The organism is Kribbella lupini, from assembly GCF_039529595.1.
In the GTDB taxonomy this organism is placed as follows: Bacteria; Actinomycetota; Actinomycetes; order Propionibacteriales; family Kribbellaceae; genus Kribbella; species Kribbella lupini.
The window spans coordinates 553049-572555 of record NZ_BAAANC010000002.1 but is presented as its reverse complement, the minus strand read 5'-3'; the positions used below and the strand labels follow the sequence as shown (position 1 = coordinate 572555).

The following is a 19507-nucleotide window of genomic DNA, read 5'->3' as shown; positions in this document are numbered from 1 at the left end:
GGCGTGCTGCTGATCCCCCGGCGGGAACCCTGTGACCCAACCCGGTGGTGAGTCGCCGCTTGCCCGGCCCGGTGGTGGCGCGCTGCTGTCCTACCTCCCGGGGAACGCGGGGATCCGGCCCGCCGGTGATCCGGGCAACCCGTGGTGGCGGGATGCAGTCCTATCTCCCGGACAACTTGGGGATCCGGCCCGCCGGTGATCCGGCGAACCCGTGGTGGCGGGATGCAGTCCTATCTCCTGGGGAACGCGGGGATCCGGTCCACCGGTGATCCGGCGAACCCGTGGTGGCGCGTTGCTGTCCTACCTCCTGGGGAACGCGGGATCCGGTCCGCGGGTGGCCGGGCCTGGTGGTAGCGCGCTGCTGTCCACGTCCGCCGTGGGAACCCGGTGGCCCGGCCGCCGGTGACCGGCCCGGTGGTGGCACTGCCTGGTGGCGTTCGGTCCTGACTGGAACGCTTCTGCTGTTTCCGGCCGGAGCGGCCTTCACCGCAGCTCGCCTGCTCGGCCGCATCGGCGCCGGCAGCAACCACAGGCCTCCCGTCGGTCGGTTGGTGGGAGGCGTCGACGTGCAGCACTGATCAACCGCTCACGAGATGGGGTGTGGGGGTGGGGCTGAGCGTGAACTGCGGTGGATGCGGTTGGTTGATCGGTGGTGGGCGTCGGTGGCTGGGGTGCCTACAGGGCTGGGTGAGGGTGGCTGTGCGGCTTGGCGCGGACGTGCACCACTCAGTAAGTGGGGGCTGGTGTGGGTGGTTGCGCGGGGGTGGGGCGTGGCGGGGTTCCGGCGGGGAGGTTGGTGAGTGGTGCAGGTTCGGGTCCCGGCGCGTGGGTGGCCGGGGGGCTGAGGCGCGAGGGGGTGTGGGTCGGTCGCGGCATGGGTCAGGGAACGGCGGGTCGCGGAACGCCGAGCATCGGGCGGAGGAAGTTGCGCAAGGTGTAGGGCGGCTAGGTGGCGCTGGAGTCCGTGGCGAGGGTTTGGAGGGTGGCGGCCAGCACGCGAGCCGGTTGGGGGAGGGGGCCGGGGAGGTGGGCCAGGAGGACTCGGCGGGTTTCTTGGGGGCCGCCGTGGACGGGGACGAGGTGGACTCCGGGTGGGACGGCGTCCTGGAGGGCTACCGAGATCGTGGTGATGCCGGCGCCGGCGGCGACCAGGTGGAGTTTGGCGAGCCAGTCGCGGGCGGTGTGGGCGATGGTGGGGCGTTCGTCGAGGCCGGGCCAGACGCCCATCAGCTGGTACTCGCCGGCGGTGGGGGCGGCGATCCAGCGTTGGCCGCGGAGGTCGGCGATGTCGACGGAGTCGGCGCGGGCGAAGGGGTGGCTCGACGGGACGGCCAGGCGGAGGCTTCGTTCGGCCAGGGTCTGCAGCTCCAGCGCGGGAGTCTCGGCGTCCGGCGGACGGAAAGGCGGGGCCGACGCGAGCAAAGCCAGGTCGATGGTGCCTGAGCGGAGGGCCCGAGCGAGTGCGGGCGTACTGCCTTCGCGGCTCACGAGGGTGAGCGTCGGGTGGCTGCGACGGAGTGCCGCGATCGCGCGCGGGACCAGTACGGCGCCGGCGCTGGGGAACCAGCCAAGCCGGACCGTCCCGCCGCTCACGGGAAGGCCCGCCAGTTCGCGCGCGGTGGCGTCGAGGTCGTCGAGCACGCGGGCCGCCGTACGGAGGACGACCTGTCCGGCGGAGGTGAGGCGGACGCCTTCGCGGCGGCGTTCCAGGAGCTCGGCGCCGGCGGCTCTCTCCAGCGACGCGATCTGCCGGGAGACCGCGGACTGGGTGTAGCCCAGGGCGACGGCCGCGGCGGTGAAGGTGCCGCGTTCGGCGATCTCGCGGAAGACGCGGAGCGCGGTCGGGGAGACGTCGGTGAAGTCCATGACGTTTACGCATGCTACCTGTGCCGAAGTCTCGTTGGAGTCATGGAGCCAGCGTTCCTAGCCTGGCTTCATGAACACACGAGTCGCAGTCGTGACCGGCGCCAACCAGGGCATCGGCCGCGCGGTGGTGGAAGGCCTGGCCGACCGGCTCGGCCCGGATGACGTGATCTTCCTGACCGGCCGCCACGCTGAGAGAGTTGCCGCTGCCACAGAGGAGATCGGCAGGAAACAGGTCGTCGGGCGGGTGCTCGACGTGACGGATGCCGGCGCGGTCGCCGCGTTGGCCGACGAGTTGAAGGCCGAGTACGGCGGCGTCGACCTCGTCGTCTCGAACGCGGTCGGCCCGCTGGTCCCGGAGCGGACGCAGGCCGAGCAGGTCGACGAGTTCCTCGCCGTCGCCAACGGCGGGACGAGCGCCGTACTGCGCTCGTTCGGTCCAGTGCTGCGTCCCGGCGGAAGGCTGATCGTCGTGGCCAGTTCGCTCGGCACGCTCGATCACGTCGCCCCGGCCGTCCGCGACCGCTTCGACGGCACCACGCTCGAGCAGATCGAGGCCGCTGTCGAGGAGTACCGCTCAGCCGTCCACGCCGGTACGGCGGCCGAGCAGGGCTGGCCGGACTGGATCAACTTCCCGTCCAAGGTCGCCCAGGTCGCCGCGGTCCGCGCCGTCGCCGCCGAGCGTCGTACGGCCGACCTCGCCGACGGCACCTTGATCGCCTCGGTGTGCCCGGGGCTGGTCGACACGCGGGCTTCACGCCCGTGGTTCGACGACTTCAGCCAGGCCCGGACGCCCGTGCAGGCGGCCGAGCCGATGCTCGACTTCGTCCTGCAACCGACCGACCCGACGACGTACGGCGAACTCGTCCGCGACGGCAAGGTCCTGCCGTGGAAGCCGACAGAGAGAAATGATGCGCACTAGTCGACGCCCACCACTGATCAACCACTCGCAAGTTCCCTCTGCCGGTGCGGTCTGAGCGTGAACCTCGGCGGTGGTGGTCACTTGATCAGTGGTGGGCGTCGGACGGTGGTGCGACTCGGCGTCCCGGGCAGCGGCTGCCGAGCTCGTCGCCGGTAGGGTCTGCACATGCTGATCCTGATCGGCCTCGCGCTGATCCTGGCCCTGACCGTTGCCACGGGCTACTTCGTCGCGCAGGAGTTCTCCTACGTGGCGGTGGACCGGAATCGGCTGCAGGGCCTGGCCGACGAGGGGAACGCGGCCGCGGCCCGGGCCCTGAAGGTCACCGCCCGGCTGTCGTTCGTGCTGTCCGGCGCGCAGGTCGGGATCACCGTGACCGCGCTGCTGGCCGGGTACTTCGCCGAGCCGTACCTGGGTGAGGGGCTGCAGGAGATCTTCGGCTGGGCCGGGCTGCCCGAGGGCGTCAGCTTGACCGTCTCGGTGATCGTGGCGCTGCTGCTGGCCACGGTCATCCAGATGGTGTTCGGCGAACTGGCCCCGAAGAACCTGGCGATCGCCCGGGCCGAGGCGATCGCGCTGCGGCTGTCCCGGTCGACGCTGATGTACCTGACCCTGGCCGGCCCGGTCATCCACCTGTTCGACGCCACCTCGAACCGGATCCTCCGCCGGGTCGGGATCGAGCCGGTCGAGGAACTGCCGCAGGGCGCGACCGCGCAGGACCTCGACCGGATCATCGCCACGTCGTACGAGCAGGGGCTGCTGGATCGCGACACCACCCGGCTGCTCGATCGCGGGCTCGACTTCCGCGGCCGGATCGCGGGCGAGGTGATGGTGCCGCGGGTCGACGTGATCACCGTGCACGAGGACGACGCGCTGACCCGGGTGGTCGAGCTGCTGGACACCGGGCACAGCCGGTTCCCGGTGGTCGCGTCGTCGGTCGACGAGGTGGTCGGGGTGATCGCGATCGGCGACGTGGTCGAGGTCGAACCGGGCGACCGGCACCACGTGACGGCCGGGTCGCTCGCCGCGCCTCCCGTCCTCGTGCCGGACACGTTGCCGCTGCCCGCCGTACTGGAGCAACTCCGTACGACGCACCGTCAGCTCGCGATCGTCGTGGACGAGTTCGGTGGGTTCGCCGGGGTGGTGTCGCTGGAGGACGTCGCCGAGGAACTGGTCGGGCCGATCCGGGACGAGGACGACCTGCCGGAGGGTGACCTGATCGACAACGGCGACGGGAGCTGGACGTTGCCCGCGCGCTGGCGGCTCGACGAGGTCGAGGAAGCGACCGGGATTTCGCTGCCCGAGGACGAGGACTACGACACGGTGTCCGGACTGGTGATGGCGCGGCTCGGGCGAATCCCGGTGATCGGTGACGAAGTGGTGATCCAGTTGCCGCCGCGGTTCGACCACGACGGGCGTCAGGTGCCGCTAGAGCGAGCCAAGGTGACCGTGCAGACGGTCCTGCGGCACGTGCCCGGCCTGATCGTGCTGGAGCGGCTTTCATGAGTACGACGGTCGCGCTGCTGATCTCGCTGGTCCTGCTGGTCTGCAACGGCTTCTTCGTGTCGGCCGAGTTCGCGCTGGTCGCCTCGAAGCGGCACCGGCTCGAACAGGCCGCGGCGGAAGGAAGCCGGGCCGCCCGGGCGGCGATCGCGGGGGTCAGCGAGCTGTCGCTGATGCTCGCGGGCGCGCAGCTCGGGATCACCCTGTGCACGCTGGGACTCGGCTCGCTGTCCGAGCCGGCCGTGGCTCACCTCCTGCACCCGCTGTTCGAACTGGTCGGCCTGCCCGAGAACGTCGGGCACGTGATCGCGCTGATCATCGCTGTCGGCGGGATCGGCCTGCTGCACGTGCTGCTCGGCGAGATGGCGCCGAAGTCGTGGGCGATCAGCGATCCGGAGCGGTCGGCGCTGATCCTGGCACTGCCGTTCCGCGGGTTCACGTGGGTGTTCCGGCCGCTGCTGGTGGTGCTGAACTGGATGGCGAACGTGTGCGTCCGGGCGGTCGGCGTGACGCCGCAGAACGAGATCGCCAACGCGCACGGTCCCGACGAGCTGCGGTTGCTGATCGAGTCGTCCGGCGAGCACGGCACGCTGGAGGCGGCCGAGCACGACCTGCTGACGGCGATGCTCGCGCTGCAGAACACGACCGTCGCGCAGGTGATGACGCCGACGGCTCAGCTGGCGACGGTCCGGGCCGAGGCGACGGCTCGCGAGGTCGAGCTGGCGAGCCGGCAGCAGGGGCGGTCGCGGCTCGCGGTGGTGTCGGTCGAGACGCGGACGCTGTGCGGGATCGTCCATGTCCGCGACGCGGCGCGGGCGACCACGAGTGGCGGCAAGACGCTGCACGCGTTCGACCTGATGACCGAGCCGTTGTACCTGGCGGCCGACACGCCTGTGGCAGCGGCGATCCGGGTGATGCGGGAGCGGCGGTCGCAGCTGGCCGTCGTGCAGGAGGACGGGAAGCCGGTCGGAGTGGTCGCACTGGAGGACCTGCTGGAGGAGGTGATCGGGGAGTTCGACGACGAGACCGACCCGATCATCACGGCCGCGCGGAACGTTCCGGAGGATTGATCGGGGCGTCGGCCGGGAGACGGACGGTGAAGGTCGAGCCCTGACCGAGGACGCTGGTGGCGGTGACCTGGCCGTGGTGGGCCTCGACCAGGCTGCGGACGATCGCCAGGCCGAGGCCGCTGCCGCCGGTGTGCCGGTTGCGGGACTGCTCGGCCCGCCAGAAGCGGTCGAAGACCTTCGGGAGGTCCTCGGGGGAGATGCCGGTGCCGGTGTCGATCACGTCGATGACGACGTCGGTGCCTTCGTGGCGGCCTTCGAGACGGACGGTTCCGCCGGGTGGAGTGAAGCGCAGGGCGTTGGTGACGAGGTTGCCGATGATCTGCCGGAGGCGTACCGGATCGGCATCGAGCTCCAGGTCAGGAGCTGTGTGGAGCAGCTTGACGCTCTCCGGGTGCTGGGCAGCGACGACCTGCTCGAACAGCGTGGGCAGGTGAACGCGTTCGGGATGGATGCGCAGGTTGCCCGCGTCGGCGGTCGCGAGGTCGCGGAGGTCGTCGATGATGTGCTGGAGCAGCGCGGCCTCCTCGCTCAGTGAGCGGATGAACGCCTCGTCCGGCTTGGCCACGCCGTCCTCGACCGCCTCCAGCCAGCCACGGATGTTGCTGAGCGGCGTCCGCAGCTCGTGCGCGATGTCGCTCACCATGGCCCGCCGCAACGACTCGGTGCGGGCGCGGCTGTCGGCCAGCTCGTTGAACGCGGCCGACAGCTGACCGATCTCGTCGTTCCCGCGCACGCGGACCCGGATCGACTCGTCGCCGCCGGTCATCCGCCGCGACGCCCGCGTCAGCGCCCGCAGCGGCTGCACCAGCCGGAACCCGCCCGCGACCGTGATGATCACGGTGATCAGCAGGACGGCGGCCGCGACCCCGGCGATCCGCTTCTGGTTCGCCGGCGACAGGTCGAAGCCGGCCTCGGCGCGGCTCGGCGTGTTGACGAACAGCCGCGCCAGCGGTGCGACGTACGGGTCGAGCTGGGCGCGTTTGGACTGCGTGACGCACGACTCGATCCGCTCGGTGGGCGGGGGCTCCTGCGGGACCGGGCCGCTCTGGTCGGGGTCGAACACGGTCCAGGTCAGGTCCGCCTGCAGCTTGATCGTGGAGTGGATGTTCTGGGCGACCAGGCAGGAGTTGATCATCGACTGCAGCTGCGCGTACGGCGTGAGCTCCGACCGGGTCAGCTTGTCCAGCACGCCCTGGCTGTCGCACGAGCTGATGGTCGCGTCACCGGCTCCGACGATCTTCGGCCGGCCGGTCGGCGCCAGCTGGATCACGCCGACACCGGTCCGGCCGCGGACACAGTTCAGGACCCGCTTCGCGACGTCGCCGAGGTACTTCTGGTCGGCTGTGCTGAGCTTGTACGGGCCGACCGCCCGCGGATCGATCCGCTCGGCGCCGCCGAGATCCGGATCGACCGCGAACGGGTCGATCGCCACCGACGACGCACTCGCCAGGTCCGTGGCGGGCCCGGCGATCAGCCGGCGATCGTTCGTGGTCAGCGTGATCTGGCGGCCGGTCTCGCGGCTGAGCTGCTCGATCAGCTTGCCGACGCCGGGCCAGGCCGCGTGCGTCGCGGCGTACCCGAGCAGGGCGTCGTAGATCTTGCTGTCGTCGGCCAGCGCGCGGCCCTGCTCCTGCTGGATGGCGACCGTCGTACTGCGGGCCGCGAGCCAGGCGGTCGCGGCGATCGAGCACAGCGAGACCAGGACGGCGCCGGCGAGCAGCCGGATCAGGATGCTCCTGCGGGCCGTCATGTCAGGCGTCGGTCAGCTTGTAGCCCACGCCGTACACGGTGAGCAGGCGGACCGGGCGCCGCGGCTCCGGCTCGATCTTCTTGCGCAGGTTGAGCACGTGGGTGTCGATGGTGCGGGTGGTGATGTACTGGTCGATGCCGTGCAGCTGCTCGAGCAGCTGGGCGCGGGTGAAGACCCGGTGCGGCTTCGCGGCCATCGTCGCGATCAGCCGGAACTCGCCCGGCGTACAGGCGATCTTCTTGCCGTCGGCAAACAGTTCGTGGCGGTCCAGGTCGACGGTGACAGCGCCGACGCGCAGCAGTCGGTCTGTGTCCGTGGCCGGACGACGACGGCGGAGCAGGGTGCGGACGCGGGCGGCGAGCTCCCGCGGGCTGAACGGCTTGGTCATGTAGTCGTCCGCGCCCAGGTCGAGGCCGAGCAGCAGGTCGTCCTCCTCGGTCCGCGCGGTCAGCATCAGGACCGGGAGGTCGGACTCGCGCCGCAGGATCCGGCAGACGTCCAGGCCGTCGACCCCGGGCAGCATCACGTCGAGCACGAGCAGGTCGGGCTGCAGGCGGCGGACCTCCTCGAGCGCGGAACGCCCGTCGTTGACCACGACGACCTGGTGGTGCTCGCGTTCGAGGTACCGGCGGACCAGTTCGGCCTGTTTGGCGTCGTCCTCGGCCAGCACGACCTGCGCACACATGGTTGCGAGTGTAGGTCGGGGGACCGTTGCTCCCGGCATTCTTCGACCGACCGGGACGGGATCCTGACAATTGCGCTCAGTCCGCGGCGAGGGCCTCCGTCGGAGTGAGCAGCGACGCCCGTACGGCGGGGTAGACGCCGGCCAGGACGCCGACCGCGATGGAGGCGCCGATGCCGGCCAGCAGGGCGTTGACCGGGATGACGACCGGCCAGTCCTGGGAGCGGGCGTAGCCGATCACGCCGAGCACGCCGAGAACCGCGCCGAGCAGGCCGCCGATCGTGCAGAGCACCACGGACTCGGTGAGGAACTGGCCGCGGATCTGGCCCCGGTTGGCGCCGAGCGCTCGTCTGAGACCGATCTCGCGGCGCCGTTCGAGGACGGAGATGACCATCGTGTTGGCGACGCCGATGCCGCCGACCAGGAGGGCCACGCCGGCCAGGCCGAGGAACAGGGTCGAGAAGGCGTTCTGCGTGATGCGCTGGGCGGCGAGTGCTTCGGACGGGCGGCTGACCTGGACCAGGCCGGGCTGCTCGGGGTTGAGCGTGCGGCCGAGGACTGCGCGGACGTCTTCGAGTGAGGTGTCGGTGGCTCGGACGTAGACCACTGACGGGCGGCCGTCGAAGGCGAGGCTGGTCTTCGCGGCGTCCCAGCCGATCAGCACGGATTGCTCGACGTCCGGCGCCAGGGGTGATCGGGCGAGGATGCCGACGACCGTGAACCAGGTGTCGTTGAGAAGGATCCTGGGCTTGGGTTGGCCGGGTGGGAGGCCGGTGATGCCCAACCAGGTCGCGGCTTTGGCGCCCAGGACGACCGTGGGGAAGCGTTCGTTCGCTGTGGTGAGGAAGGTGCCGGCGTGGATCTTTGCTCCGAGCAACGGGAGGAGGTTCGGCTGGGCGGCGAGCACCGTGATGCCGTTGCCGCCGGCGTCGACCTTGTCGGTACGGCGTACGCCGGCGTGCACGTTGGCGACGCCACTCGCCTCTTGGACGGGGCCGATCCTGGAGGCCATGCCGATCGAGGCGGTGGGCAAGCCGGCGGGGGCGTCCTGGGACTGATCGGGGACCGCTGCTGCTCTGAGGAGATCGGGTCCTAGGTTGGCCAGTTCGTCCAGCACTGCTTGCTGGCTGGACGCCGGGATGCCGGTGACGACGACCACGGTCGCTATGCCGATGGAGATGCCTAGTGCGGACAGGGCGGCTCGGAGGGGCTTGGTCCGGAGCCGGGTGAGTCCCAGCAGGAGAAGATCAGAGAGTGTCAGGCGAATAGGTGCTGTGACTTCCGTACGGCGTTTCATGCGTTCACCAGGCGGCCGTCGCGGACTTCTACTGTTCTGGGGAGTTGGGCGGCGATCTCGCGGTCGTGGGTGATGACGGCGATCGTCGTGCCGGTCTCGTGCAGGGTGGTGAGCAGGCTCAGGACCGCTTGGCCGGTGGCAGTGTCGAGCGCGCCGGTCGGTTCGTCGGCGAGGACGAGGGCGGGGTTGTTGACCAGCGCGCGAGCGATCGCCACGCGTTGGCGTTCGCCGCCGGAGAGTTCGTGCGGGCGGTGGGTGGCGCGGTGGCTGAGGCCGACCCTGTCCAGCGCTTCGAGGGCGAGCGGCTTGCGCCGGCGGCGCGGCGTACCGGCGTACAGGAGGCCGGTGGCGACGTTCTCCGTGGCGGTGTGACCGTCGGACAGGTGGAACTGCTGGAAGACGAAGCCGATCGAGCGGCCGCGGAGGGCGGAGAGTTGCCGGTCGGACAGCGTGGTGACGTCGTGGCCCAGCAGCTCGACCGTGCCCTCGGTCGGCCGGTCGAGGGTGCCCATCAGGTTGAGCAGAGTGGATTTCCCGGAGCCGGAAGGACCGACGATCGCGAGCAGCTCGCCGGGATCGATGCGGAGCGAGACGTTGTCGAGGGCACGCACCCCGCCGGCGTACTGCTTGACGGCGTTGCGGAGCTCGACCACCGGCGTCGTCACGAGGTCGTCACCACCTTCTGGCCGGCCCGGAGGCCCGCGCCGGTGATCTCGACGTTGCCGTCGGCAAACATTCCGGTCTGTACGCCGACCAGTGACGTGCCGGTGCCGTTGACGACCTGGACGGCGTACCCGCCCTCGCGCAAGGCGAGGAGAGCCGCGACCGGTACGACGAGCACGCCCTTGCGGACGGCTCCCGGGACGGTCACCGTGGTCGGGCCGGAGTCGATCCCGTTCGCCGCGGACTGCTGGTCGAGGGCGATCGACGCGGTCACCTGGGGCTTCTTGCCGCCGTCGGCGGGACTGCCGTCGCTCGGGGGAGGAGCGGCGTCGGTGCTGACCGCGCGGACGGTGCCGGTGGTCGACTTGCCGTTGGGCAGGGTGAGCTTCACCTTCAGCCCGGCCCGTACGCCGGCGGTGTCGTCGGCGTCGAGCGGAAGGGTAACGAGCTTCTCCGTCGAGGTGACGCCGAGCACGTCGGCCGGCGCTGGGTCTCCGAGGGCGACGTTCAGGCTGTCGATGCGGAGCGCGCTGGGGAGGACGACGACCGAGGTGGGGTTGAGGACGCCGGTCTGGTCGAGGTCGAGCGACTTCTGCCAGCGCTTGATCGCGGCAGTGGTCGCGGGGGTGAGCCGGTCGCTGCTGGGGGTGCCGAGGAAGTCGAGGGCGGCGAGGTTCTGCTTGACCACCTTGATGTCCGGTCCGCTGACGAGCTTCGGGGGAGGGGCCGGTGGTGTCGTTGGCGGGGTCTGTGGACTCTCCGGTTGCTTCGGCGGAGCGAGGGTGCGGAAGAGCGGGGTGCTGCCGTAGAAGAGGACGATCGGTTGGTCGTCCACGCGCAGCAGGACATCGCCGCGGCCGATCGTCGTACCGGGCTTGGGCAGCCAGGTGATCGTGCCGGTCGCGCGGGCCTTCACGGTCTTCTTGCCGCCGTAGCCCAGATCGCCGGACAGCTCGCGCGCCTGGGACAGGTCCTTGCGTTCGATCGGCACGGTCTCCGCGGGGTCCGGCCCGTCGGAGGCGACCGCGGTCGGTGGCTTGTCGACGATCCGGAAGCCCGCGTAGCCGGCGCCGCCGACCAGCGCCGCTCCGACCAGCAACGCGACTGCTCGCCGGGAGCGGCGCCCCGGCGTACCGAGGGCACTCACCGGCCGGCTACCTCGCGCTGGCACTCCGGGGTGAGGTCCATGCCCTTGCGGATCGACTCGGCGTCGTTCTGCGGGCCGCCGAGGGACGGGCCGACGATGCCGCTGTCGGTGCCGGTCGACAGCTCGACGTACTTGACGCCCTTGTTCTTCAGACACTGCACGACCTTGCGGCCGAAGTCGAGTGCGTCCGGGTTCTTCGCGTCGATCTCCCAGGCCGGCAGCGGGAGCTTGTTCGCGCAGGCCGCGCCCGCCTTCTTCGCCTTCGCCGGGTCGGTCGTGCGGCCACCGCTGCCCAGGACGCCGGACTCCTTGGGCTTGGACCGCTCGGAGAGTACGTCGACGCCGTTGTCCTTCAGGCAGGCCAGATAGCCCTGGTACAGCCGGTCCCGGTCGGCGTCGGTCATGTCGATCCGTTCCCGCGGCCGGCCGGCGTCCGGGTCGGCGGCCTTGGTCTGCCCACCGGGCTTGCCCGACGACGGCGTACCGGGCGGCGCGGTGGTCAGCGTGGCGATCTCGGGCGTCTTGTCCGCCGTACCGGCCGAGGCTCCGGCCGAGCACCCGGTGGCGAGCGCCGCGACGAGCAGCAGCGGGGCCCAGCGGAAGAGTCGTGTCGTGGTCATACCGGCCACCCTGCCGAGCGAATGTCAGGGAAATGTCGGCTCTGGGTGGCGATCTTGTCCGGAAGCCCTACGGTGGTGCTGACCGGCCGGTGATCGTGCCGGTCCGCCGTAGCCGAAGGAGAACGCCGTGCCCATCAGTCGACTCGGTCTGGTCGTGCACCAGGGCCGTCCGCTGGCCGTCCAGGCGGCCGACGTGGTCCGCGCCTGGTGCAAGGACAACGACATCGGCTGCACCGACATCGACGTGTGGAAGCAGCACGAGGACCGCCGCGGCGGCATGGACGAGCTGCACCACGCCGGCAACCCGGACCTGGTCGTCACGCTCGGTGGTGACGGGACGTTCCTGCGCGGGGCCCGGATCGCCGCGAAGAACGACGCGGCCGTGCTCGGGGTGGATCTCGGCAAGGTCGGGTTCCTGACCGAGGTGGCGTGCAGCGACGTCGAGGCGGCGCTGGAGGCGGTGCACCGCGACGAGGCAACGATCGAGAAGCGGATGACGCTGACGATGCGCGCGTCGCGGGCGCTGGAGATCCCGTCCGGGATCGACGCCCTGCTGCGGTACGGGCACGGGCCGGCGTTGCCGCCGCCCGCCGTCCGGCCGGAGACGGATGCCAACGGGTGGGGCGTTGCGCTGGACGTCACGGCGCTGAACGACGTCGTACTGGAGAAGCTCGCGCGCGATCACCAGGTCGCGCTCGGGGTGTACCTGTCCGGCCGGCTGCTGGCGTCGTACTCGGCGGACGCGGTGATCGTGGCGACGCCGACCGGCAGTACGGCGTACAGCTTCGCGGCCGGCGGACCGATCCTGTCGCCGAACACCGAGGGGATCGTGTTCACGCCGGTCGCCCCGCACATGACCTTCAACCGCAGCGTCATCGCCGCCCCGGACGAGCCGATCGGGCTGCGCGTGCTGCCGCACTCCGGGCAGGCCGCCGTCAGCATCGACGGTCAGCTGCGTGGTGTGCTCGATCCTGGTGACTGGATCGGTGTCTACGGTTCGACTCGCCCGTTGCGGCTGGTGCGCCTGCGGCCGACCGATTTCTACGGCCGGCTTCGCGATCGCTTCCGGCTGACCGACGCTCCCGCCACCGGGATCGACGGCGAGTCCGAGGCGGTCTGGGTCCCGAGCGGCGCCGAGGTGCCGGCCGACATGGCTCACCTCCGTCTCCCGACCGCGACCCCGGCGCCGGTCATCCCGGAGGGCGTGGCCTGCGAGGTCCCCGAGGAGGACCAGACCAGCTGATGGGGTTGTCTGGTCGGTCGGCCAGGTAGGGTTCTTCCTCATGCGGAACGTGGTGATTCTGGCCGGTGGGTCGGGGACTCGGCTGTGGCCGTTGTCCCGGGCGGACAAGCCCAAGCAGGTACTGCCGTTGGCGGCGGGCAACTCGTTGCTGCGGGTGGCGTACGACCGGCTGAGCGGGCTGGTCGACCCGGCGAACATCTACGTCTGCACCGTGGCGGCGCACACCGAGCTGGTGCGCGAGGAGCTGCCCGAGCTGGGCGAGAACAACATCATCGGCGAGCCGGTCGGGCGCGACACCGCGAACGCGGTCGGCCTCGCGTCCGCGGTGGTGGCGCGCAACGACCCGGACGCCGTGCTGGCGATCGTCGGGTCGGACCACCTGATCACGCCCGAGGACGAGTTCCGCAAGGCGATCGAGGCCGGCTTCGAGCTGGTCGAGCAGCGGCCGCGGTCGCTGGTGACGTTCGGCATCGAGCCGACCCACCCGCACACCGGGCTCGGGTACGTCGAACGCGGTGACGCGATCGACGGTACGGCGGCGTACGTGGTCGACCGGTTCCGGGAGAAGCCGGACCGCGCGACCGCCGAGGAGTACCTGGCCACCGGGCGGTTCTGGTGGAACTCCGGGATGTTCGTCTGGCGGGCCGAGACCGTGCTCAGCGTGCTCGACGCGCTGCTGCCCGAGTCGGCCGCGCAGCTGCGGCAGGTCGCCGCGGTCTGGGACACCCCCGAGCGGGACGCGACGCTGGCGGAGATCTACCCGACGCTGCGCAAGATCTCGGTCGACTACGCCGTGATGGAGCCCGCCTCGCAGGGCAAGGTCGACGCCGACGTGGTGGTCGTCCCGATGCCCGTGCACTGGCTCGACGTCGGCTCCTGGGCCGCGCTGGCCGGCACCTACGAGGTCGATGCCAAGGGCAACCGTCACGACGGTTCGGCGCTCAGCTGCCTGCTCGACTCCAACGACAACGTGATCGTCACCGACGACCCCGACCACCTGATCGCGGCCGTCGGCCTGCGCGGCCACATCATCGTCCACACCCACGACGTCACCATGGTCTGCCCCCTGGCCGACGGCGAACGCGTCAAGGACCTGGTCGCCCAGGTCCAGTCCGACCACGCGGAACGCTACGTCTGAGCGGTAGTACGCCGTACCGAACAAGAGGGCACTCGATCCGGACCGGGTGCCCTTTCAGGCAGTCAGTTTCACCCGCACGCGAGCCAGCCGCTCCACGCGTTGTTGCGCAGTCGGTTGCAGAAGATGCCGCCGGTGGTGGTGCCGACTTCGAGGTCGATGGTGCCCGGGCTCGGGATGCCGAGGATGTTGATCGATCCGGTGATGTTCGCGCCGCCGAGGCTCTTCCAGCCGGTCGCCGCGATCGTCGTCCCGCCGCGGTACTGGTGAACGGCGTTCCACGCGGAGCGCCCGGGGCTGATCACGAACGTGTGCTGGCGGGTGACCGCACCGTCGGTCCAATAGACGTTGGTCACCGAAGTGCCGCACAGTGCGCTGCCACGGTAAGGGCCGGAGTAAACGGACATTGTCTGGCCGGCGGGACAGTCCAGGTAGTACTCGGCGAGGCGTGGGGCACTCCACGCGGTGCCGGTGGCATGCGCCGCAGGGACGCAGCCGACAACGGCCAGAACGACAGCGGCGAGAACGCCGGTGAGCAGTTGAATCAGCTTCCGCACTGTGACCTCCTGCATCGGGTGCGCCAAAACCTAGGCGCCGACCGCGGGCGGGCGGAAGCAAGTTGCAGCTAATGGCAGAAACAGAAGAGCGCCCGATCCGTTGTGGACCGGGCGCCCTCCGCAAGCGGCTGGCTGGATCAGCCGCCGGCGGGCTCCTGGGCGTCCAGGGCCGGGTACTTGTCCATGAACTGGGTCAGGGCCTCGCCGGAGACCGAGCCGCAGAACTGACGGTGGCCGAAGGCTTCCGTGGCGCCCTGGGCGTTGCCGCTCCAGTGGGAGAAGGCAACGTTCTTGCCCTCGGGCCAGGCGGCGCCGTCGCCCTCCTTGAACGGCGCTGCGATGAACTTGCCGAGCGAGGAGTCCGGCAGCTTGGCCTTGGAGATCTGCTCGATCTGGTCGATCTGGTCCTTCGGCAGGGTGTCGCGGTACCACAGGATCGTGTAGCCGTGCTCGAGGTTGTGCACGAGGTTCGGCACCGGCGGGCGGTCGTCGGTGGTGTAGAACTTCTTGCCGAACGGCGCCCAGGTCGCGTAGTGCGGGCCGGATGAGGGCGGCGACACCGGGTACATGATGACCTTGCCGTCCGGCTCGTGGATCTGCGTACCGCTCGCCTTGTCGTCGATGACCTTGTCGCACGAGGCGCCGGAGGCGGCGGTTCCGAAGGAGGACAGGGCCTGGTCGCGGGTCCGGGAGTCCTGGATCAGCTTGATCGCCGGGTAGGCGATGATGGCCAGGCCGACCAGGATCGAGGCCGCGACGATGAGCAGGGTGCGGCGCTTGTCGGACCGGGCCTGGTCCCGCTGCATCTTCTCTACCATCTCGCGGCGCGACTGCTTCTGCGACGACGCTTTACCCACAGTGATTGGTCTTCCGATCCGGGCGGTCCGGGCGCCGCCGTGCGGATGCAGTGTACGCAGCCAGCCTGAGAGGTTGCCTAGAAAACTAGTCCGACCGTGAGCCGAACGTGACCGTCGCCTCACTGCCCGAACCGGTGCGGACGGCGACGCCGTAGCCCTCGGCGTGCAGCAGGACTGCCAGGCGCTCGGCGATGATGCCGACCGCGACCGGGTTCTCGCCGAAGACGACGACCGAGCTCTCCAGCACCTCCAGGTGCACGTCGACGTCGTCCGCGAGCAGCCCGTCCCACAGCGCCGGATCTACCTCGCGCGGCGCTCCAGGAGCGGTCCGCTCCAGTACGGCGGCGCGCGCGGCCTCCCGCGTGCCCAGGCTGAACATGTCGTTCTCCGCGTCGCGCACCAGCGCCCGCGCGCCCGGCCCGTCCTCGCCGACGGCCAGGACGACGTCCGAGAGCCCACGCAGTACGGCGACCGGCACCCCGTCGGCCTTGCCCTTCACCAGCTCGCCCGCCGACGCGATCTCGTCGGCGATCGCCGGCTCGGTCACGGCCAGCACGTTCCCGTGCGAGTCCGTCGACCCGCGCAGGTCCTCCACCACCCGTACGCCGGCCGCCCCGATCGCCAGGTCGGTCTGACCGACCCGCCACGGCCGCCCGAGCGTGTCCGTGATCACGACGCCGACGTTCACGTCGTACCGGGCCTTCAGAGCGCTGCGCAGCTCGCGTGCCGACAGGTCAGGGTCGACCGGGAGCAGCAGGACCGTCCCCGGCGCCGTGTTCGACGTGTCCGTCCCCGCGGCGGCCATCACCAGGCCGTGCCGGGTCTGCACGATCCGGGTCTCCCCGCGCCGCGCGACGACGCGCACGAGCTCGGCGTCGATCGCCTCCTGCCGCGTGCCGGTGGTCAGCCGGCCCTCCGCCTTGCTGACGATCTTCGACGTCACCGCGACCACGTCACCGTCGCGCAGGTCGGCCGCCTCGCCGATCAGTCCGGCCAGGTCGTCCCCGGCCGCGACCTCCGGCAGTCCGGTGACCGCGAAGATCTCCAGGTGCTTCCTCATCGGCGTACTGCCTCCGCCAGGCTCAGCGCCGCGTCGGCCATCGCCGCGGTCGTGGTCTCGTCCGTCATCCACAACGGCACCGCCTGGGCGTGAATTCCGGCGCCGGCGATCGAGTCGAGCTGGGCGGCGTCGGAGGTGTCGATCAGCCAGCCGTCGATCACGCCGTCGCGGGCGCGGGCCCCGTAGTACCGGGCCACGGCGGACGCGGTCGACTCGACGCCGACGGCCGCGAGCACCTTGTCGGCCATTCCACGGACCGGACCGGTGCCGATGATCGGCGACAGCCCGATCACCGGCGCGGCGGTCTCCCGGACCGCCTCGCGGATCCCGGGGACGCCGAGGATGGTGCCGACCGAGACCACCGGGTTCGACGGCGGCAGGATCAGGACGTCGCAGTTCGCGATGGCCTCCAGTACGCCGGGCGCGGGCTTCGCCTTCTCCGAGCCGACCGCCACGATCTGGTGCGCGGGCACCTCGGCGTGCAGGCGGACCCAGTACTCCTGGAAGTGGATCGCCTTCTTCGCCCCGGGGCTGTCCGGGTCGTCGATCACGACGTGGGTCTCGACCCGGTCGTCGCTCATCGGCAGCAGCCGGACCGGCAGCTTCCACCGGGTGCAGAGCGCCTCGGTGACCGCGCTCAGCCCGTACCCGGCGTCCAGCATCTGGGTCCGGACCAGGTGGGTGGCCACGTCCCGGTCGCCGAGGCCGAACCAGGTCGGCTCCACGCCGTACGCCGCGAGCTCCTCCTTGATCACCCAGGTCTCGTCCTCACGTCCCCAGCCGCGCTCCTTGGAGATCCCGTCGCCGAGGGTGTACATCACCGTGTCGAGGTCCGGGCAGACCCGCAGGCCGAACAGGGTGATGTCGTCCGCGGTGTTCCCGACCACCGTGATGTCGGCGTCCGGTCGGGCCTTCAGCAGGCCGCGGAGGAAGGTGGATCCGCCGATCCCACCGGCCAGCACTGTCAATCGCATGGGAAGAGTCTGCACGAGTCGTCAATCGGACGAGCCACCGCACGACTATGCTGCCGTGGGTCCGAAGTGTGTTATCCGTCAGATGCCTTGAATAATGCACGGCCCCCCAACATCTCGAGGAGCCCTCGTGGTCACCGACGCAACCAAGAAGCTCAGAGAGCCGGTCGCGTACATCCTTCTCGCCTTCGCTGCCCTGGTCGCCCTGGCCTCGCTGCTGCAGCTGTTCGTCGGCGGTGCCGGGTTCACCGCCTCGGCCAGCGCGGTGCGCAACCTCCTCACCCCGCTCGAGGTGTCGGGACTGCTGCTCGCCGCGGCGCCCGCCGTCGCGGTGTGGCTGGTGGCGGAAGCTGGTGAGCGCACCCACAACGCCCGGACCGTCGCGCTGATCGCGCTGATCGTCGTCGGGCTGACCGCCGTGGTCGAACTGGTGGCGGTGTTCGCCGTGTTCGGCTCGTCGAGCGACTTCGGCCCGAAGTTCGCCAGCTTCCTGGTCGGCCTCGGTGGGCTGGCGCTGTACGGCGCCTCCGCCTACTACATCTTCACCCAGTTCCAGGCGCTGCCCGCCCCGGTGCGCGTGCCGAAGCCGGCCCAGCAGGGCCAGTTCGCCGGCCAGGGCCAGGGCCAGTACGGCGGCCAGTACGGCGCCCAGGGCGCTCAGCAGGGCAACCAGTACGGCGGCCAGCAGGGCCAGCAGTACGGCGCCTACGGCAACCAGTACGACCAGGGCCAGGCCCAGCCGCAGTACGGCCAGTACGGCGCGGGCGCCGCGGCCGGTGCCGCCGCGGGTGCGGCCGGCGGTTACGCGGCTGCTCAGCACGGCGACCAGCAGTGGCCGCAGGAGCAGCAGCAGTGGAGCGGCGCGGAGGCCGGCCAGCAGACCTGGCCCGCCGGTGACGACCAGCCGCAGGGCGACCAGCAGGCCTGGTCGGCTGCCGAGGCGCAGGGCACCGAGCCGACCCAGCAGTGGAGCCCGGAGGGCCAGCAGCAGTGGGGTGGCGCTGACGCGCAGGGCCAGCAGTGGCCGCAGGAGCAGCAGCAGTGGGGCGGTGACGCCGGCCAGCAGCAGTGGGGTGGCGCCGACGCCGCGCAGTACGGCCAGCCGGGTCAGCCCGAGTGGCAGAGCCAGGAGCCGGCTCAGCACCAGGTCGGTCAGCAGGAGCCCGTTCACGACGCCGGTCTGCACGAGGCCGCCGCGCACGACGTGGCCGAGCAGCCGGCGCACGAGGCCGGTCCGGCCGCGGGCGAGCAGGGCTGGTCGGACCAGAACTGGCAGCAGGGTGGCCAGACCTGGCAGGGCGAGGAGGCCGCACCGGCCGCCACGCCGCAGGCTCAGCCGGACGCCGACGCGGTCGACGAGACCCGCGTGGATCCGCGGGTTTCCGAGGCGCCGGCCGACGACCCGAAGGACGACGACCAGCCGCAGCAGCCGGGCGGTCAAGGTCAGGCCGGCCAGCAGGGTTGGTGGTCGCAGCCGTCCTGATCGACGGCCCGCCGGGCCGCGGATGCGTGGGACAACGCATTCCGGTTCGGCGCGATCGTGCCAATCCTGGAACGGTTTCCGGTGGTTGACAGCGCAGTGAAGAGTCCGAGAGGCCTGTGTACACAGGCCTCTCGTTCTTTTGCAGCCGTGTTGCGGATACCGCCAATAGCAGACCACGGCTTGACTTTCGTGGATTGCAGGAATGTAATTTCAACCGTGTCGTTCGTTGGACACTCGGTATCGGGGACCGTTTTCAGCACACAGGACGGTCGAGGTCAGGCATGTGGTCCGCAAACCCACATGTACAGGGGAACGAACAGGGTCGAGGAGGTCGTACCGTGACAGAAACGCTGATGGCGATTGTCGACGGTGAGGCGATCGAGGAGGAGCCGAACTGGCAGGAACGGGCGCTGTGCGCCCAGACCGACCCAGAGGCTTTCTTCCCGGAGAAAGGCGGATCCACCCGCGAGGCGAAGAAGGTCTGCCTCGGTTGTGACGTCCGGGGCGAGTGCCTCGAGTACGCACTGCAGAACGACGAACGCTTCGGGATCTGGGGCGGGCTGTCGGAGCGGGAACGCCGCAAGCTGAAGAAGAAGGCCGTCTAGACACTCACGGATCGACGGGCGTGGTGCCCTGCCACCCCGCCGTCGCCGTTGTGTCAGGAGCAAAACAACCGAACAAGACTTC

At 70.6% G+C, this 19507-nt stretch carries 18 protein-coding genes; 7 read left to right on the top strand and 11 right to left on the bottom strand.

Features of this window, described 5'->3' with window-relative positions; translation table 11 throughout:
- Positions 1–945: 945 nt before the first annotated feature.
- Positions 946–1866 (bottom strand): LysR family transcriptional regulator, encoded by a 921-nt coding sequence (locus ABD235_RS15900; RefSeq protein ID WP_344174882.1) that lies wholly within the window; start codon positions 1864–1866, stop codon positions 946–948.
- 70 nt (positions 1867–1936) lie between these two features.
- Between ABD235_RS15900 and ABD235_RS15895 the strand changes: the two genes are divergently transcribed.
- The 3 genes from ABD235_RS15895 (at position 1937) to ABD235_RS15885 (ending at position 5355) form a co-directional block, all read left to right on the top strand.
- The gene (locus tag ABD235_RS15895; protein ID WP_344174881.1) at positions 1937–2785 is read left to right on the top strand and encodes an SDR family NAD(P)-dependent oxidoreductase; all 849 of its coding nucleotides are present in this window, start codon (positions 1937–1939) and stop codon (positions 2783–2785) included.
- A 165-nt stretch (positions 2786–2950) separates the two neighbouring features.
- Positions 2951–4288, top strand: coding sequence for a hemolysin family protein (locus ABD235_RS15890; RefSeq protein ID WP_344174880.1), 1338 nt, complete (start codon positions 2951–2953; stop codon positions 4286–4288).
- Entirely contained in the window at positions 4285–5355 is a 1071-nt protein-coding gene (locus tag ABD235_RS15885) for a hemolysin family protein (protein ID WP_344174879.1), read from the top strand. Before ABD235_RS15890 ends, ABD235_RS15885 begins: the two co-directional genes overlap by 4 nt.
- On the opposite strand, the gene ABD235_RS15880 is transcribed toward ABD235_RS15885, so the two are convergent.
- The 6 genes from ABD235_RS15880 to ABD235_RS15855 all read right to left on the bottom strand — a co-directional run bounded on the left by ABD235_RS15880 (position 5324) and on the right by ABD235_RS15855 (position 11514).
- Positions 5324–7105, bottom strand: a complete 1782-nt coding sequence (locus ABD235_RS15880) for a sensor histidine kinase (protein WP_344174878.1) — start codon at positions 7103–7105, stop codon at positions 5324–5326. The two genes, ABD235_RS15885 and ABD235_RS15880, sit on opposite strands and share 32 nt — an antisense overlap.
- A gap of 1 nt (position 7106) precedes the next feature.
- Positions 7107–7790, bottom strand: coding sequence for a response regulator (locus ABD235_RS15875; protein ID WP_344174877.1), 684 nt, complete (start codon positions 7788–7790; stop codon positions 7107–7109).
- Between the two features lie 76 nt (positions 7791–7866).
- On the bottom strand, positions 7867–9084 hold the full coding sequence (locus ABD235_RS15870; RefSeq protein ID WP_344174875.1) for an ABC transporter permease: 1218 nt from the start codon (positions 9082–9084) through the stop codon (positions 7867–7869).
- The gene (locus ABD235_RS15865) at positions 9081–9749 is read right to left on the bottom strand and encodes an ABC transporter ATP-binding protein (RefSeq protein WP_344174874.1); all 669 of its coding nucleotides are present in this window, start codon (positions 9747–9749) and stop codon (positions 9081–9083) included. Before ABD235_RS15865 ends, ABD235_RS15870 begins: the two co-directional genes overlap by 4 nt.
- Positions 9746–10894 carry a peptidoglycan-binding protein gene (locus tag ABD235_RS15860; protein ID WP_344174873.1) on the bottom strand — a complete coding sequence of 383 codons (1149 nt, stop codon included), beginning with the start codon at positions 10892–10894 and terminating at the stop codon, positions 9746–9748. Before ABD235_RS15860 ends, ABD235_RS15865 begins: the two co-directional genes overlap by 4 nt.
- Positions 10891–11514, bottom strand: a complete 624-nt coding sequence (locus ABD235_RS15855; RefSeq protein WP_344174872.1) for a hypothetical protein — start codon at positions 11512–11514, stop codon at positions 10891–10893. Before ABD235_RS15855 ends, ABD235_RS15860 begins: the two co-directional genes overlap by 4 nt.
- Positions 11515–11641: 127 nt before the next feature.
- Between ABD235_RS15855 and ABD235_RS15850 the strand changes: the two genes are divergently transcribed.
- Together ABD235_RS15850 and ABD235_RS15845 are read left to right on the top strand one after the other, a co-directional pair.
- Positions 11642–12757: an NAD(+)/NADH kinase gene (locus ABD235_RS15850; RefSeq protein WP_344174871.1), complete on the top strand. Its 1116-nt coding sequence runs from the start codon at positions 11642–11644 to the stop codon at positions 12755–12757.
- A gap of 40 nt (positions 12758–12797) precedes the next feature.
- Positions 12798–13895 carry a mannose-1-phosphate guanylyltransferase gene (locus tag ABD235_RS15845; protein ID WP_344174870.1) on the top strand — a complete coding sequence of 366 codons (1098 nt, stop codon included), beginning with the start codon at positions 12798–12800 and terminating at the stop codon, positions 13893–13895.
- 68 nt (positions 13896–13963) lie between these two features.
- Here ABD235_RS15845 and ABD235_RS15840 read toward each other — a convergent pair whose 3' ends face one another.
- The 4 genes from ABD235_RS15840 to cofD form a co-directional block, all read right to left on the bottom strand.
- Positions 13964–14449, bottom strand: a complete 486-nt coding sequence (locus tag ABD235_RS15840; protein ID WP_344174869.1) for a hypothetical protein — start codon at positions 14447–14449, stop codon at positions 13964–13966.
- 137 nt (positions 14450–14586) lie between these two features.
- The gene (locus ABD235_RS15835) at positions 14587–15255 is read right to left on the bottom strand and encodes a thioredoxin-like domain-containing protein (protein ID WP_344174868.1); all 669 of its coding nucleotides are present in this window, start codon (positions 15253–15255) and stop codon (positions 14587–14589) included.
- A 136-nt stretch (positions 15256–15391) separates the two neighbouring features.
- Positions 15392–16366, bottom strand: a complete 975-nt coding sequence (locus tag ABD235_RS15830; RefSeq protein WP_344174867.1) for a coenzyme F420-0:L-glutamate ligase — start codon at positions 16364–16366, stop codon at positions 15392–15394.
- Positions 16363–17340, bottom strand: coding sequence for a 2-phospho-L-lactate transferase (gene cofD / locus ABD235_RS15825; RefSeq protein ID WP_344174865.1), 978 nt, complete (start codon positions 17338–17340; stop codon positions 16363–16365). Before cofD ends, ABD235_RS15830 begins: the two co-directional genes overlap by 4 nt.
- Positions 17341–17467: 127 nt before the next feature.
- On the opposite strand from cofD, the gene ABD235_RS15820 reads away from it, so the two are divergent.
- Positions 17468–18820, top strand: coding sequence for a hypothetical protein (locus ABD235_RS15820; RefSeq protein ID WP_344174863.1), 1353 nt, complete (start codon positions 17468–17470; stop codon positions 18818–18820).
- Positions 18821–19173: 353 nt separating this feature from the next.
- Positions 19174–19425: a WhiB family transcriptional regulator gene (locus ABD235_RS15815; protein ID WP_020389877.1), complete on the top strand. Its 252-nt coding sequence runs from the start codon at positions 19174–19176 to the stop codon at positions 19423–19425.
- Positions 19426–19507 lie beyond the last annotated feature (82 nt).